11 protein-coding genes are annotated in these 14485 nt (G+C 72.0%); 10 read left to right on the forward strand and 1 reads right to left on the reverse strand.

The window, feature by feature from the left end:
* Positions 1–330: 330 nt before the first annotated feature.
* The 4 genes from V6V89_RS05775 (at position 331) to V6V89_RS05790 (ending at position 5395) form a co-directional block, all read left to right on the forward strand.
* Positions 331–2073 (forward strand): GTPase domain-containing protein, encoded by a 1743-nt coding sequence (locus V6V89_RS05775; protein ID WP_334617951.1) that lies wholly within the window; start codon positions 331–333, stop codon positions 2071–2073.
* Entirely contained in the window at positions 2070–3725 is a 1656-nt protein-coding gene (locus tag V6V89_RS05780; RefSeq protein ID WP_334617877.1) for a GTPase, read from the forward strand. Before V6V89_RS05775 ends, V6V89_RS05780 begins: the two co-directional genes overlap by 4 nt.
* Positions 3722–4129 carry a hypothetical protein gene (locus tag V6V89_RS05785; RefSeq protein ID WP_334617878.1) on the forward strand — a complete coding sequence of 136 codons (408 nt, stop codon included), beginning with the start codon at positions 3722–3724 and terminating at the stop codon, positions 4127–4129. Before V6V89_RS05780 ends, V6V89_RS05785 begins: the two co-directional genes overlap by 4 nt.
* A 63-nt stretch (positions 4130–4192) precedes the next feature.
* Positions 4193–5395: a hypothetical protein gene (locus V6V89_RS05790; RefSeq protein ID WP_334617879.1), complete on the forward strand. Its 1203-nt coding sequence runs from the start codon at positions 4193–4195 to the stop codon at positions 5393–5395.
* 69 nt (positions 5396–5464) lie between these two features.
* Here V6V89_RS05790 and V6V89_RS05795 read toward each other — a convergent pair whose 3' ends face one another.
* Positions 5465–6004 (reverse strand): hypothetical protein, encoded by a 540-nt coding sequence (locus tag V6V89_RS05795; RefSeq protein WP_334617880.1) that lies wholly within the window; start codon positions 6002–6004, stop codon positions 5465–5467.
* A gap of 437 nt (positions 6005–6441) precedes the next feature.
* On the opposite strand from V6V89_RS05795, the gene pdhA reads away from it, so the two are divergent.
* The 6 genes from pdhA to V6V89_RS05825 all read left to right on the forward strand — a co-directional run bounded on the left by pdhA (position 6442) and on the right by V6V89_RS05825 (position 14456).
* The gene (gene pdhA, locus V6V89_RS05800; RefSeq protein ID WP_334617881.1) at positions 6442–7575 is read left to right on the forward strand and encodes a pyruvate dehydrogenase (acetyl-transferring) E1 component subunit alpha; all 1134 of its coding nucleotides are present in this window, start codon (positions 6442–6444) and stop codon (positions 7573–7575) included.
* Complete coding sequence (locus V6V89_RS05805; protein ID WP_334617952.1) at positions 7572–8561, forward strand: alpha-ketoacid dehydrogenase subunit beta; 990 nt, start codon at positions 7572–7574, stop codon at positions 8559–8561. Before pdhA ends, V6V89_RS05805 begins: the two co-directional genes overlap by 4 nt.
* A 5-nt stretch (positions 8562–8566) precedes the next feature.
* The gene (locus tag V6V89_RS05810) at positions 8567–9829 is read left to right on the forward strand and encodes a dihydrolipoamide acetyltransferase family protein (protein ID WP_334617953.1); all 1263 of its coding nucleotides are present in this window, start codon (positions 8567–8569) and stop codon (positions 9827–9829) included.
* Positions 9830–10092: 263 nt separating this feature from the next.
* Positions 10093–10230, forward strand: a complete 138-nt coding sequence (locus tag V6V89_RS05815) for a hypothetical protein (protein ID WP_334617882.1) — start codon at positions 10093–10095, stop codon at positions 10228–10230.
* A 280-nt stretch (positions 10231–10510) separates the two neighbouring features.
* Complete coding sequence (locus V6V89_RS05820; protein ID WP_334617883.1) at positions 10511–13165, forward strand: LppU/SCO3897 family protein; 2655 nt, start codon at positions 10511–10513, stop codon at positions 13163–13165.
* Positions 13166–13322: 157 nt separating this feature from the next.
* A complete protein-coding gene (locus V6V89_RS05825) occupies positions 13323–14456 on the forward strand; it encodes a lytic polysaccharide monooxygenase auxiliary activity family 9 protein (protein ID WP_334617884.1) in 1134 nt (377 codons plus the stop codon).
* Positions 14457–14485: the final 29 nt, after the last annotated feature.

A 14485-nucleotide genomic window follows, 5' to 3' on the forward strand; every position in this document is an offset into this window, starting at 1 on the left:
ACCGACGCAGACACAGACACAGACACAGACACAGACACCAAAGGGTCGGACGCAGACCCGCCGCACGCAGACCCCCCGGCCCCAGACGGACCGGACGCCGCGGCTGAGGACACGAGCGCCGCGCAGGCCGCCGACGACAGCGACCCCACGCTGCCCGACGTGGAAGGGCCCGCGCAGACCGAGGCCGAACAGGCCACCACCGCGCCAATCGCGGAAACCGGCGGCGCCGAGCCGGACGGCACCCCCGAAGAGGCCCATGAAGAGGCCCTTGAAGAGGCCCTTGAAGAGGACAGCGACACGCGGCCGGCGGGAGCGTCGCCACTCGGTCCGCTGTCCGAGACGGCCGGCGCGCTCACGACCGCTCTCCAGAGCCTCCGTGCCGCCATCACCTCCGCCACCTACCCGCTGGCCGTACCGTCGGCCGACGCCGCACGCACCGTCGGTGGCTCGCTGGTTGCGCAGCTCGACGACTACCTGATCCCGAGGCTGGCGAGGCTGGACGCCCCGCTCCTTGTGGTCGTTGGCGGCTCCACGGGCGCGGGCAAGTCCACATTGGTCAACAGCTTTGTCCGGTCCTCCGTGAGCCCGGCCGGCGTGCTGCGCCCGACCACCCGCACGCCGGTACTAGTGTGCAACCCGATCGACGCCCAGTGGTTCCGCCGCGGCAAGCTGCTGCCCGGCCTAACCCGCACCGCCGAGGCGACCGACGACCCGCACAGCCTCCAGATCGTCGTCGCGCCCGCGCTCATGCCGGGGCTCGCGTTTCTCGACGCGCCCGACATCGACTCGGTCGTCGACCAGAACAGGGCGCTCGCCGCCCAGCTTCTCGCGGCAGCTGACCTGTGGCTGTTCGTCACGACGGCGGCCCGGTACGCCGACGCGGTGCCGTGGGACCTGCTGGAGACCGCCCAGTTCCGGGGCACGGTGGTCGCGCTGGTGCTCGACCGGGTGCCACCAGAGGCGGCCGTCGAGGTCACCGCCCACCTCGCGGAGATGCTGGCCGCGCACCACCTGGCGACCGCCCCGCTGTTCGTGCTGCCGGAGACCGAGATCGACCGGCAGGGCCTGCTGCCCGAGTCGGTGACCGAGGCGCTGCGAGACTGGTTCGATCGCCTGGCAACCGACGTGGCCGCCCGGGCGACGGTGGTGCGGCAGACGCTCGACGGTGCGCTGGCGGCGCTCGCCCCGGTGGTTGCCGAGCTGGCCGGGGCGGCCGACGAGCAGGTGGAAGCGGCCACGGTGTTGCATGACCGGGTGGGAGCGGCGTACCGCACCGCCCGTCGCACGGTGGAAAACGGCGTACAGGACGGCCGGCTACTGCGCGGCGAAGTACTGGCGCGGTGGCAGGAGTTCGTCGGCACCGGCGAGCTGATGCGCACGCTGGAGGCCCGGGTGGGCCGGATGCGCGACCGGGTGATAGCGGCGCTGACCGGGCGCCCGGCGCCGGGCCGGCAGCTCCAGTCGGCGATCGAGGCCAACCTGGTCACCTTGATCCGAGGGGCCGCCGCCGACGCCACCGACCAGGCGTACACGGGTTGGCTAGCGCACCCGGCCGGCTCCGCGCTGCTCGACCCGTCGCTGGGCCGGCCGTCGCCGGACCTGCCCGAGCGCGCCGAGCGGCTGGTACGCGACTGGCAGCGCGGGGTGCTGGAGCTGATCCGGCGGGAGGCGAGCGGCAAGCGGGCCGTGGCGCGCGGCGCCGCCTACGCGGTAAACGCCACCGGCCTGCTGGTGATGATCGGGGTGTTCGCGTCGACCGCGTTCATCCCTACCGGGGCCGAGGTGGCGGTGGCCGGCGGCACGACCGTGGCCGCTCAGAAGGTACTCGAAGCGATCTTCGGGGACCAGGCCATCCGCGCCCTCGCTGCCAAGGCCCGCGAAGACCTGCTCGCCCGGGTCCACGCCCTGCTGGACGCGGAGGCCGCGCGGTACGGCGACCGGATCGCCGGTGCCGGCATCGGTGCCGACCCGGGCCAGGCACTGCGCGACGCCGCGTCGCGCGTGGAGCGGGCGCGTGAGGAAGCGGCGCTCACCGAGGGTGCCCCGCTAGCCCTGCCGGAGATCAAGTCATGAGCGTATTGAGCAGGCTTCGCGGGGAGCAGCGCATCGACGCCGAGCGGCTGGCGGCCCGGATCGACGCGATCGACCGGTTCATCAAGGTGGTCGACGGTCACCTGCCCGAGCAGCGCCTGATCGCGGCACACACCGTCGTCGAACGGGCCGGCGCCCGGCTGGCGCTCTCCCGCGACCACACCGTGGTGGCGCTCGCGGGCGCCACCGGCAGCGGCAAGTCGAGCCTCTTCAACGCGCTGGCCCGGCTCGACCTGTCGCCGGTCGGCGTGCGCCGCCCCACGACGGGCATGGCGCACGCCTGTGTCTGGGGCAACCTGCAGGGCGCCAACCGGCTGCTCGACTGGGTGGGCGTGCTGCCGCGGCACCGGTTCATCCGGGAGAGCGCGCTGGACGGCGACGACGAGGCGGCGCTGCGCGGCCTGGTGCTGCTCGACCTGCCCGACTTCGACTCGGTGGAGCGTTCGCACCGGCTGGAGGTCGACCGGCTGCTCGGCCTCGTCGACCTGGTGATCTGGGTGGTCGACCCGCAGAAGTACGCCGACCGCGTGGTGCACACCCGGTACCTGCAGGAGTTCCGGCGGCACAAGGACGTCACGGTCGTCGTGCTCAACCAGGTCGACCGGCTGCCACCCGACGAGATCGAGCCGGTCCTCGACGACCTGCGCCGGCTGCTCGACCAAGACGAGCTCGACGGCGTGCCGATGCTCGCCACGACCGCCCTCAACCAGGCGGCCATGAGCGAGCTGCGCTCGCTGCTTGAGCACACGGTCGCGGAGCGGCAGGCGTCGCTGCGACGGCTGGCCGGCGACGTCGACGGGGTCGCCGAACAGCTGTCTGATGTGGTCGGACCGGCGGTGGCCGAAGACGAGATCGACCGCGCGACCGTGCGCACGCTCACAGACGCGCTGGCCGCCTCGGCGGGAGTGCCGGCGGTGGCCGAGGCGACCGAGCGGGCATACCGGCACCGGGCGGCGCAGACCACCGGCTGGCCGCTGATCCGCGGCTGGCGCCGGCTGCGCCCCGACCCGCTGCGCCGGCTGCACCTGCCGAGCGGTCCGGTCACCCCGAACACCCCGATAGGCGCCACCTCGGTGCCCGACCCGACGGCCGCCCAGCGCGCCGCCGTCGGACTGGCGGTGCGCACCGTGGCTGACCGGGCGGCCGCCTCGCTGCCGGATCCGTGGGCAAACGCGCTCAACGCGGCAGCCCGCTCCCGCCTGGGCGACGTGCCGGACGCGCTGGACCGGGCGGTGGCCGGCACCGACCTGCGGATGGACCACACCCCGGCCTGGTGGCGCCTGATCGGCGGGCTCCAGTGGCTGGTCACGCTCGCGGCGGTGGTCGGGCTGGGCTGGCTGGTCACGGGATACGTGGTGCGGGCGCTCGGCCTGCCCGCGCTGGAGTACCCGAAGGTGGGCTCCGTGCCTTTGCCGACCGTGCTGCTGCTCGGTGGCCTGCTCGCCGGGCTCGTCCTGAACTTCCTGGTCAAGCCGCTGATCCGGCACGCTGCCCGGCGGGCTCGCCGCCGCGCCGAAAACCGCCTGCGCGCCGCGATCACCGGGGTGGCACGGGAGTACGTGGTGGCGCCGGTGCGGTCGGTGCTGCACGCGTACGCCGAGGCGCGGGAGGCGTTGGCGACCGCCAGATCATGAACCGGCTCGTCCGCGGCGGTCTGCTGCTGCTCGGCGGCCTGCACCTCTCGTGGGGTGTGCCGGCCGCGCTGGCGCCGAGGTGGTTCTTCGACACCTTCCCCGGGTTCGGGCACGCCTGGACAGCGGCGTATCCGCCTTACAACGAGCACCTCATGACGGATCTAGGTGCCACGTTCCTGACGCTGGGCGTACTCCTTCTCTTGGCGGCGTGGCTCGCGGACCGCAGGGTAACCGCGGTGGTCCTGACCGGGGTGCTGGTGTTTTCGACCCTGCACCTGGCCTTCCACGCACGCGACCATGGCGATCTGAGGGGCGGAGATCTGACCGCGAGCCTCGCCACTCTGGTAATGGGCGTGCTCGCGCCGATCGCGCTTCTCGTACTCGATCGGCGGCGCCCCCTCTAAGGCGCTGGGCCCGCGCGAGCGGAGCGAGCGCCAACCAACACAGTTCGGGCGTAGGGTCTGCACATGGCCACGCCTACGACCCCCTACGACGCGGTGCTCCAGGCCGCGCGCGACGTGACCAAGCTCGACTGCGCGCTCGACGCGGAGATGCTGGCGACGGCGCTGCTCGGCAGCGTCTACGCCGTGGCCGAGGACGACCGGGCGGAGGCGGTGCGCGAGTTCGTGGCCGAGTTCCTGACCGCGACGTCGCGCCGCCGCACCGCGGCGGCGACCACGATCCGCGAGGTCTTCGCCCGGCTGGTGCCCGATGCGTCGGGCGCCGCGGGGGTCAAACGCGGCGCGCAGGCGCCGGCGTGGGTTGGCGAGATCGGCCGGGTACAGGTGACCGGCTGCTACGCCTACGGCGATGTGTACGGCGACCAGACGTCATACCTGGCCACGTTCGCGTACGACGACCGGGAGGCCGGCGGGCCCGAGCACGCCGTCGTGGCCCTCGTCGACCACAACATCGGCATTACCAAAGACGTCTTCGTGGGCGGGCCGGCCGGAGGCATCGTCGAGCGGGTGCGGGAGATGTGCGCGGGCGACGAGCTGACCTGGTTTCGCGAGGAGGATCCGCGACGGCTGCGCGCCGAGGTGGCCCGCCACCTGCGCATCACCGACGGGCTGACCAATCTGCCCGACGAGGGCTCGCTCGCCACCGACCGTGCGCTGGCCGGTGCCCGGCTCGCGCTGCTGCCGGCTCCCTCCCTGGCGCCTGTGAGTGCCGAGCCGCTCTCGTCGGACGAGCGCACCGCGCTCGTGCGACGGTTTCTCGACTCGTCGGAGGCGGCCCGCTTCGGCCTGACGCATGTGAGCGAGGCCGAGCTGCCCTCGCTGCACTTCTGCCTCAGCCTCGTGCTGGACTACGCGGCCAGCTTCGCCGAGCCCGACCCGATGCGGTGGAGCCCGGCCGTGGCCAGCCTCTTCCTGCTTGACTGGGTGCACCGTCGCGCCGTGCTCGACATGGACGACGCGGCGATGTTGCCGAGGGTGACGCGCGCATGGGCCGCGTACGCGAGCCGGCAGCGCGGGCTCCCGATGATCGCCCAGTCGCAGACAGACGCCGCGATCGAGGAGATGATCCCCGAGTTCGTGCGGCTGTACACGACCGGCGAGCGGCGCAGCCCCGCGACGGCGGCCGTGGCGCAGCTGATCGCGGACGGCGTCGACCCCAACGACCCGGATGCCCTCGACAGGTGGATCGAAGCGCACCGCGACAAGTGAGCGAAGCGAGGGATCAAGCCACGCAGAACTCGTAGGTGACCTGAAAATGTACGTCCATACTGCGGGGCGCTAGCCGGCCGGTACGACAAAGGCCGGCCATACGGGTTCCACCGGCCACGGTGGGACGTGGGAGGGCGGGCGGGGTGGCCGGGGCAGCTGCGGCAGCGTCGGGTGCGGCACCGGCGGCCACCAGGACGTCGGCGGATGCGACGGTGGCTGCGTGGGCTTGGGCGGGGGCGAGGTTGGCACGGGCGGGGGCGAGGTCGGCTCGGGCGGGGGCGAGGTTGGCACGGGCGGGCGGGGCGCGGGACCGGACTCCGTCGGCGCCACCGGGCGGGCGGGTGGCCGGCTGCCGTCGGACCGCCTCCCGTTGTCGCCCGACCGCCGGCGGTGCCGGTCGCCCGAGCGCCGATCGGCGACCACACCGGGCGCCGCGCCAACCGCCGGCGGCTCCGCACTCGGCGTCGGTGCCGGGGAGACGATCACCGGCCCGGTCGGCGGCAGGGCTATGAACGGCATGGCGCTCTCCGGTGCGCCGGAGCCCGCGGCTCGCCCGACGTCCGTCGGGGTGCCCGCACCGATCGCGACCAGTATGGGCAGGGAGGCCATGGTTGCGAGCATGATCACAACCACCGCGTCCCGGCGAACGGGTCCGACGAGCCCAGGCCCTCGATGGAGACCGGCCGTCCAACGGTGGCGTGCGTACTCAGGCACCGCGGTAGCGTGGCGTAATACCCCAAACTTCGCTAGCGCCGCAGAGCGTGTCGGAATGCCAAGTTTCCGACCCACCGCGCTCGGGGATTGTCGAGGTCACACTGTGGCCACCCTCACCACCTCTGCGAATATGGACGCGACGGCAACGCGGCCGTAATCTCCGCCCACCAGCGGTGAGCAGGCCGCGCTGGCGTCGGCCCCACGCACGATCGCCGCGCGGCAACCCACACCCGGGCTAGACGCGGCAAATAGGGGCCTGCCGAGGCAGGCGCGACAGGCTGCGCGGTCCGGGACACCCCCGGCGGCGCCGCACCGACGACAGGGAGAGACCAATGACGAAGGGCAGGGGCGCCGGCGGGGAATCCGCGCCGGAGTTCGTCCAGTTACTCACCCCGGACGGCGAGCGGATCGACAAGGTGACGGGCGCCGACGGCGTCGAGTACACCGTCGACTTCACCGACGACGAATACCGGGGGCTGTACCGCGATCTCGTGGTGGTCCGCAAGCTGGACTCCGAAGCGACCGCGCTCCAGCGCCAGGGTGAGCTGGGCATCTGGGCCAGCCTGCTCGGGCAGGAGGCGGCGCAGGTCGGATCCGGCCGGGCGCTGCGCCCGCAAGACATGGCCTTCCCCACCTACCGCGAGCACGGCGTGCTCTACTGCCGTGGCATCGACCCGATCATGCCGCTGAGCCTCTTCCGGGGCGTCGACCACGGAGCCTGGGATCCGGTCGAGTTCCGGTTCAACATGTACACGATCGTCATCGGCGCGCAGACGCTGCACGCGACCGGGTACGCCATGGGCATCGCCAAGGATGGCAAGGTCGGCAACGACGACGGCGAGGCGGTGATCGCGTACTTCGGCGACGGCGCCAGCGCCCAGGGTGACGTCAACGAGGCGTTCATCTGGGCCAGCGTCTTCAACGCGCCGGTCGTCTTCTTCTGCCAGAACAACCAGTACGCGATCTCGGAGCCGATCGAGAAGCAGACCCGGGTGCCGCTGTACCAGCGGGCCTCCGGCTTCGGCTTCCCGGGCGTACGGGTCGACGGCAACGATGTGCTCGCCTCGTACGCGGTCACCCGGACCGCTCTCGACCATGCGCGTCACGGCCAGGGCCCGACCCTGATCGAGGCGTACACGTACCGGATGGGCGCGCACACCACCACCGACGACCCGACCCGGTACAGGATGGCCGGTGAGGTCGAGTCCTGGCAGGCCAGGGATCCGATCGCCCGGGTACGCGCGTTCGTGACCAAGCAGCAGATCGCCGGCGACGACTTCTTCGCCGAGGTCGACGAGCTGGCGCGCCGCGAGGCCCTTGCCCTGCGTGAACGCGTGCTCGCCATGGAGGATCCCGACCCGCTCTCCATCTTCGAGCACGTCTACCCGCACGGGTCGCCCCTGGTCGACGCGCAGCGGAAGGGCTTCGCCGAATACATGGAGTCGTTCGAGGGGAGCGCACACTGATGGCCGAGAAGCTCACCATCGGCAAGGCGCTCAACCTGGGCCTGCGCCGCGCCCTTGAGGCGGACCCCAAGGTACTGATCATGGGCGAAGACGTCGGCAAGCTCGGCGGCGTCTTCCGCATCACCGACGGCCTCCAGAAGGACTTCGGCGAGGAGCGGGTCATCGACACCCCGCTCGCCGAGTCCGGCATCATCGGCACCGCTGTCGGCCTCGCGATCCGGGGCTACCGGCCGGTGTGTGAGATCCAGTTCGACGGCTTCGTCTACCCCGCGTACGACCAGATCGTGTCGCAGGTGGCGAAGATGCACTACCGCTCGCAGGGCCGCGTCAAGATGCCCATGGTCATCCGCATCCCGTTCGGCGGTGGGATCGGCGCGGTCGAGCACCACTCCGAGTCGCCCGAGGCGTACTTCGCGCACACCGCCGGCCTCAAGGTCGTCGCCTGCGCGACCCCGGAAGACGCGTACGTGATGATCCAGCAGGCGGTGGCCTCCGACGACCCGATCGTCTTCCTGGAGCCCAAGCGCCGGTACTACGAAAAGGGTGACGTCGAGGTCGATACCGACCTCGCTGGCGCGTACCCGCTGCACGCCACCCGCCTCGCACGCCCTGGCACCGACGCGACCGTGCTCGCCTACGGGCCGATGGTCCGCACCGCGCTCGACGCGGCGAACGCCGCGGCTGGCGACGGCCGTGAGCTGGAGGTCTTCGACCTGCGCTCGCTCTCGCCTCTGGACCTCGACGCGGTCTTCGAGTCGGTGCGCCGCACGGGCCACTGCGTGGTCGTGCACGAGGCACCGTCCAATGTGGGCCTCGGTGCCGAGATCGCCGCCCGCATTACCGAAGAGTGCTTCTACTCGCTGGAGGCGCCGGTGCTGCGGGTGACCGGCTACGACACGCCCTACCCGGCCGCCCGGCTGGAGGAGGACTTCCTGCCCGACCTCGACAGGGTGCTCGACGCCGTCGACCGCACCTTCGGGTGGTGAGCGGCGTGTCCCGGATCAAGGAGTTCAACCTGCCCGACCTCGGTGAAGGTCTCACCGAGGGCGAGATCCTCAAGTGGCTGGTGAAGGTCGGCGACACCATCGAGCTGAACCAGCCGATCGTCGAGGTCGAAACCGCCAAGGCGGCGGTGGAGATCCCGGCGAAGTGGGCCGGCAAGGTGCAGGCGATCTTCCATGAGGAGGGCACGACCGTCGAGGTCGGCACCCCGATCATCGCGATCGACACCGACCCTTCGGCGCCGCCCGCGGAGGAGCCGGCGCCGGCGGAAGCGCCGGCACGGACCCCGGTCCTGGTGGGTTACGGTCCGCGCTCGGGCGCGGCCACAAGACGCCCGAGAAAAAGCGCAAATGGTACGCCCACCGCCCAGCCCGCCACCGTGGAATCCGTGCCCGAACGGCCTCTCATCCTGGCCAAGCCACCGGTGCGCAAGCTTGCTCGCGATCTCGGCGTAGACCTCGCCACGCTCGCCGGCACCGGCCCGCAGGGCTCGATCACCCGAGATGACGTGGAGCAGGCCGCCACCCCGGCGCGTCCGGCACCGGTCACGGTCGGCGGCGAGCAGCGCATACCGGTCAAGGGCGTGCGCAAGCTCACGGCCGACAACATGGTGGCCTCGGCGTTCACCGCGCCGCACGTCACCGAGTTCCTGACCGTCGACGTGACCCGGGCGGTCAAGGCGCTCGACCGGCTGCGCACGCTGCGAGACTGGCGCGACGTGCGGGTCTCGCCGCTGCTGCTGGCGGCCAAGGCGGTGCTGCTGGCCATCCGGCGCCACCCGATGGTCAACTCCACCTGGGCCGGCGACGAGATCATCGTCAAGCCGTACGTCAACCTGGGCATCGCGGCGGCCACCGAGCGCGGCCTGGTGGTGCCGAACATCAAGGATGCCGGGCAGCTGTCGCTGCGCGAGCTGGCCGACGCGCTGACCGGTCTGGTGCAGACCGCCAAAGCGGGCAAGACGTCGCCGGCCGACATGAGCGGCGGCACGTTCACGATCACGAATGTGGGGGTGTTCGGCGTCGACACGGGCACGCCGATACTTCCCCCGGGTGAATCGGCAATCCTCGCATTTGGTGCGATCCGCGATATGCCATGGGTGCACAAAGGAAAGATCAAGGTGCGCCAGGTCACGACGCTCGGCCTGTCGTTCGACCACCGCATCATCGACGGCGAGCTCGGCTCCCTGTTCCTGCGCGACATAGGCACGTTCCTGGAAGACCCCGAGGCCGCCCTGCTGGCCTGGACCTAGCCGCCGCTCCGCCTCAGCCCCACCGAGCCCCACCGAGCCCCACCGAGCCCCACCGAGTCCCGCCGATCAAGGACAAACGCACGTGCTTGGATCTCTGATCCACGTGCATATGCCCTTGATCGGCGGGATTTTCTTGATCGACGTTCCCGCTCGCTAACCTTCGATCCTTCGGCACGTGGCTCAACTCACCTTATAATCGTTGGCGATGCTCCCCGCTGCGGGGTTTAATTGAAACGAACCAGGAGGGGAGCAACCAGACCACCATGAAGATGATCGATCGGTACCGCAGCCGCCGCGAGGCCTCGCGCCGCAACCGAGCCATCGAGCGCGCACTGCGCGCCACGAACTCGCCGGCCGTCCGCGATGAGATCCGCATCATGGCGCAGCGCTACTACGGGTAACGCCGCCACTACCTCGCGACCCGCCCGGCTGCTCCGGGCGGGTCTTTCGTGTCTATGGCGTCGCACACCGGGATTCCTACGTCCCTGAGCGCCCGGTACGGTTGGCGGGGTCGCCGCCCTCGCGCAGCGCACCCGCCGGTGTCGATCGAGGAGATCGCCGGCGGGCCGCTGGTCAGGGGCTGCACCACCTGCACCGGCCGGTCTCGCCGCACCGGCAGCCAGGCCAGCCGCGCCCCCACAAAGGGGGCGGTACGGCCGAGATGCGATGAGGAGGCGCACCATGACGTCCGAGGGGCCGCAGCACCACGCCCCGGAGCCGGCCGACGCTGCCCCGGGCACCGGCGGAACCGCCCCGTACGGCGTGGCGCACGACAGCGAGTGGGGCGCCCCGCCGCCCCCCGGCCAGCCGCCGACCCCCTGGGGCCCCGCTCCCGCGAGCAACGGCAATGAGCCGGCGTCTCCCGCACCCGCCTTCTCCGCGGACTGGTCGTCCCAGCCCGCCGCCTACCCGCCGCCAACGGCCTACCCGCCGCCAACGGCCTATCCGCCGGCATCCGGCTCTCCGGCACAGCCGGTGTCCCCGGCGTACCCGCAAGCGAGCGGCTCCACTTCGCCCTACCCGCCAGCCAGCGGTTCGGCGTCGCCCTACCCGCAGCCGCACCCGCAGGGCGGCGGCGAGCCCTCCGGGTACCCCAGCGAGCCGCCCTTCCCTGCGCGGCCGCAGTCTCCTGCCCAGCCCCCCGCGTACGGCTCGGAGTCCTCCGACTTCTCAGGTGAGCCCCCGTTCGCGGCGCGCCCGCAGAGCCCAGCGGAGCCGTTCTCGGCCCAGCCACAGAGCCCCGCACAACCGCCCGCCTACGGCAACGAATACTCGGCCTTCCCGGCCGAGACGCCCTTCGCCGGACGGCCGCAAAGCCCAGCCGGGCCGCCCCCCTATGGCGCGGACTCCGCCTTCCCGAGCGAGTCGCCGTTCGCCGCACGGCCGCAGTCGCCAGCCGAGCCACCGAGCTACGGCTCCCGGGCCAGCTTCAGCGCCTCGGCGCCGACCGGCTCCCCGGTGCAGCCCGTGTCGCCCGCCCGGCCGCAGAGCGGCGGCGAGCCCGGCATCTACGGAGCGTCCCTCGGCCGTCAGCAGCCGAGCGACGAGCCCGCGCCCTTCGGCGGGCACCCGCAGGTTGGCACGTTCGCAGACGAGCAGCCCTTCGCCGCCCGGCCGCAGTCACCCGCCGAGCCACCCTCCTTCGACACCGGCCCGCCCGCATCGCAGGTCCCGCCGGCCAAGGCGCCGACGTATGGCGCCCGGGCATCGGTGGCTCCCCCGACGCCGGCCGGCGAGCCGGTTGGCCTGCCCCCAGAGGCCTGGGCACCGGCCGGCGCGTGGCCGCCTCCGCCACAGCAGAACTTCCCGGCGGCCTACCCGCCACCGCCAAACGAGGCCGGCTACCCGCAGCCCCACGAGCCGGAGCCTCAGCAGCGGCCCCAGCACTACGAGCCCGAGCGGTACGAGCAGGCCCCGCCGCCGTCGGACCCGACCGGTCCGGGTGGCCCGTTCGCCGGCCAGCAGGTCAGGGTCCCGGGCGCCAGCCTCGGCAAACCGCCGCCCGACTTCGACGAGCCGAGCAGCGGCAGCCTCTTCACGCCCCGCGCCGCCGCCGACCCGTACGGCTCGCCACCGGCCGCCCCGGCCGGCCCGGCTTTCGCCAACGGTTTCGACTACGTGAGCCATGGCGGTCCTTCCGCACAGGGCGGCCAGGATGCCCCGCCGGAGGTCGCCCCACCGGTGCCGCAGCCGCGCACGCCGAAGGAAGGGTCCGCGAGCGGCCGGGTCTCGGTGCCGCAGCCAGCCGCACCGTCACCCCAGGTCTCGGAGCAGGCGGGCGGGCACCGGCCGGTGTCGGCCAGCGCGTCGGTCCCGACCACCAGCCGGGTTTCCCCGCCGTCAGACCTGGCACCGCCGCCGCCGATGAGCACCCCACAGCCCCGGGTGTACGGGCGTCCGGCCGCAGCCGAGCCACCCGAAGACGCGTACCCGCCGGCTGCCCCGCCGATCGCCACGGCCGCGAGCGCGCGGGTCTCACCGCCCCAGGTGCCGCATTCACCGGCTGACCCGTACGCCGAGCCGACCGGTATCTTCCAGGGCCCACCGCCCAACGAAGACCGGAGCGCCGGCCAGCCGTACCCGCAGTCCGGCTTCGCACCTGCCCCTGTCTCGCCGCCCAGCCAGGGCCATGGCCCGCAGTCCGGCATGCAGCAGGGCGGGTTCGGCGCCGGCCAGCCAGCCGCGTACGCCCAGCCGCACGGGGTCCCTCAGGAGTACGGCGCGCCGTACGGGCAGCAGGGCTTCGGGCAGCAGGGCTTCGGGCAGCAGGGCTTCGGGCAGCAGGGCTTCGGACCGGACGGCCCGGCGCAGGCTGGCGGAGCGCAAGGGTTCGGGCAGGGTGGGCCTCAGGGCTTCGGCCCGCAGGCCGGGCCCAACGCGACGAGCCAGATGAGCCTGCCGCACGGCACCGCGCAGATGGGGCCTGCACAGGGCTTCCCGCCCGCCGAGGCCGAGGCCGATCAGGGCCGGTTCGACGTCTTCAAGTCGGAGGAGCCGCCCGCCGAGCCGCCGCCCGCGCCGGCCCGGGAGCGCAACGGCAGGGTGCTGGCCATGGTGCTGGTCGCGGCCGTGCTGATCCTCGCGGTGCCGCTCGGCCTCGTGTGGCTGCTCAGTGGTGGGTCCGACTCGGCGTTCAACCCGGAGGTCGGCTCGTGCGTGAAGCAGTCCGGCAACGGGGCGGTGGCCGCCCAGTGCGGCGATGCCAGCGCTTTCAAGGTGGTGTCCAAGGTGGACAGCAAGGCGAAGTGCGAAGACCAGAGCCAGCCGCACATCGTGATCGCCGGTGACGGCGGGAAGGATCAGGTGCTCTGCCTGGCGCCGGCCTCCGGGAGTTAAAAGGATTCCTTAGTTGTGTTGCCAAACTATTGACAACATGAATTCGCACATGTGAATCTCTGGACAGACCGGTGCGGGAGCCACGTAGCCGGGCGCGGGAGCCAGGGCAAGCCCCGCGCACCTCGCTCCTCGTTGCTGCCATCGCGCTGGAGGTCACATGTCCGCCCTCGCACACGCACGCAGACCGCTCATCTACCGCACGCTCGCCATCGCGGCCGCGGTCATCGTGCTCCTGACCACGTTCATGGCGAACGTGGCGTCCGCACACGGTTCGACGATCAACCCGATGTCACGCAACTACGGTTGCTGGAAACGGTGGGGGAACGACTTCCAGAACCCCAACATGGCCACCCAAGACCCGATGTGCTGGCAAGCCTGGCAGGCCGACTCGACGGCCATGTGGAACTGGAACTCGCTGTACCGGGAGGGCGTCGCCGGTAACCACCAGGGCGCCATCCCCGACGGCCAGCTGTGCAGCGGCGGCCAGACCGGCGGCACCCGATACGCCGCGCTGGACAACCCCGGCAACTGGCGCGCCACGGATCTGAACAACACGTTCACCTGGACCATGCACGACCAGGCCAGGCACGGCGCCGACTACATCCGGATCTACGTCAGCCGGCAGGGCTTCAACCCGCTGACCCAACGGTTGCGCTGGGCCGATCTTGAGCTGGTACGCGATACCGGCCGCATCCTGCCGGGCGTCGGCCAGACCGAGACCGACCCGGTGCTCAACGGCGTCTCGATCTCGACGAGCGTGAGCGCCCCGGGCCGCACCGGTCGCCACATCGTGTACGCGATCTGGCAGGCCAGCCACTCCGACCAGTCGTACTACTTCTGCAGCGACGTGCGCTTCCCCGGCGGGTCCTCGGAGCCCACGACGCCGCCGACCACGCCGCCGACCACGCCGCCGACCACGCCGCCCACCACACCGCCATCGAGCCCGCCGGCGTCGCCGACCAACGGGCCCACGACCGGGGTACCCGGCACCCGCAGCTGCTCGGCCACGTACGCGATCACCGGCCAGTGGACCGGCGGCTTCCAGAGTGAGGTACGCGTCACAGCCGGCTCGTCCGCGATCACCGGCTGGACGGTGAACTGGACGTACAGCAACGGGCAGCAGATCGCCCAGTCGTGGGGCGCCACGATCACCAGTAGCGGATCGGCGGTGACCGCACGGAACGTCGGCTACAACGGCAACCTGGGCGCCGGAGGAAGCACGACATTCGGGTTCCTGGGCTCGTGGAACGGCAGCAACGCGGCCCCGACCCTTTCCTGCACCGCCACCTGACCAGATTCACCCTCCCCCTGTGATCGAGG

Source organism: Micromonospora sp. CPCC 206061, from assembly GCF_036906915.1.
GTDB lineage: Bacteria > Actinomycetota > Actinomycetes > Mycobacteriales > Micromonosporaceae > Phytohabitans.

What these genes read in the sequence shown, in the direction of transcription:
- V6V89_RS05780 (WP_334617877.1), top strand. Translation starts at nt 2,070, where the DNA reads ATGAGCGTATTGAGCAGGCTTCGCGGGGAGCAGCGCATCGACGCCGAG.
- V6V89_RS05785 (WP_334617878.1), top strand. Translation starts at nt 3,722, where the DNA reads ATGAACCGGCTCGTCCGCGGCGGTCTGCTGCTGCTCGGCGGCCTGCAC.
- V6V89_RS05790 (WP_334617879.1), top strand. Translation starts at nt 4,193, where the DNA reads ATGGCCACGCCTACGACCCCCTACGACGCGGTGCTCCAGGCCGCGCGC.
- V6V89_RS05795 (WP_334617880.1), bottom strand. Translation starts at nt 6,004, where the DNA reads ATGGCCTCCCTGCCCATACTGGTCGCGATCGGTGCGGGCACCCCGACG.
- pdhA (WP_334617881.1), top strand. Translation starts at nt 6,442, where the DNA reads ATGACGAAGGGCAGGGGCGCCGGCGGGGAATCCGCGCCGGAGTTCGTC.
- V6V89_RS05815 (WP_334617882.1), top strand. Translation starts at nt 10,093, where the DNA reads ATGAAGATGATCGATCGGTACCGCAGCCGCCGCGAGGCCTCGCGCCGC.
- V6V89_RS05820 (WP_334617883.1), top strand. Translation starts at nt 10,511, where the DNA reads ATGACGTCCGAGGGGCCGCAGCACCACGCCCCGGAGCCGGCCGACGCT.
- V6V89_RS05825 (WP_334617884.1), top strand. Translation starts at nt 13,323, where the DNA reads ATGTCCGCCCTCGCACACGCACGCAGACCGCTCATCTACCGCACGCTC.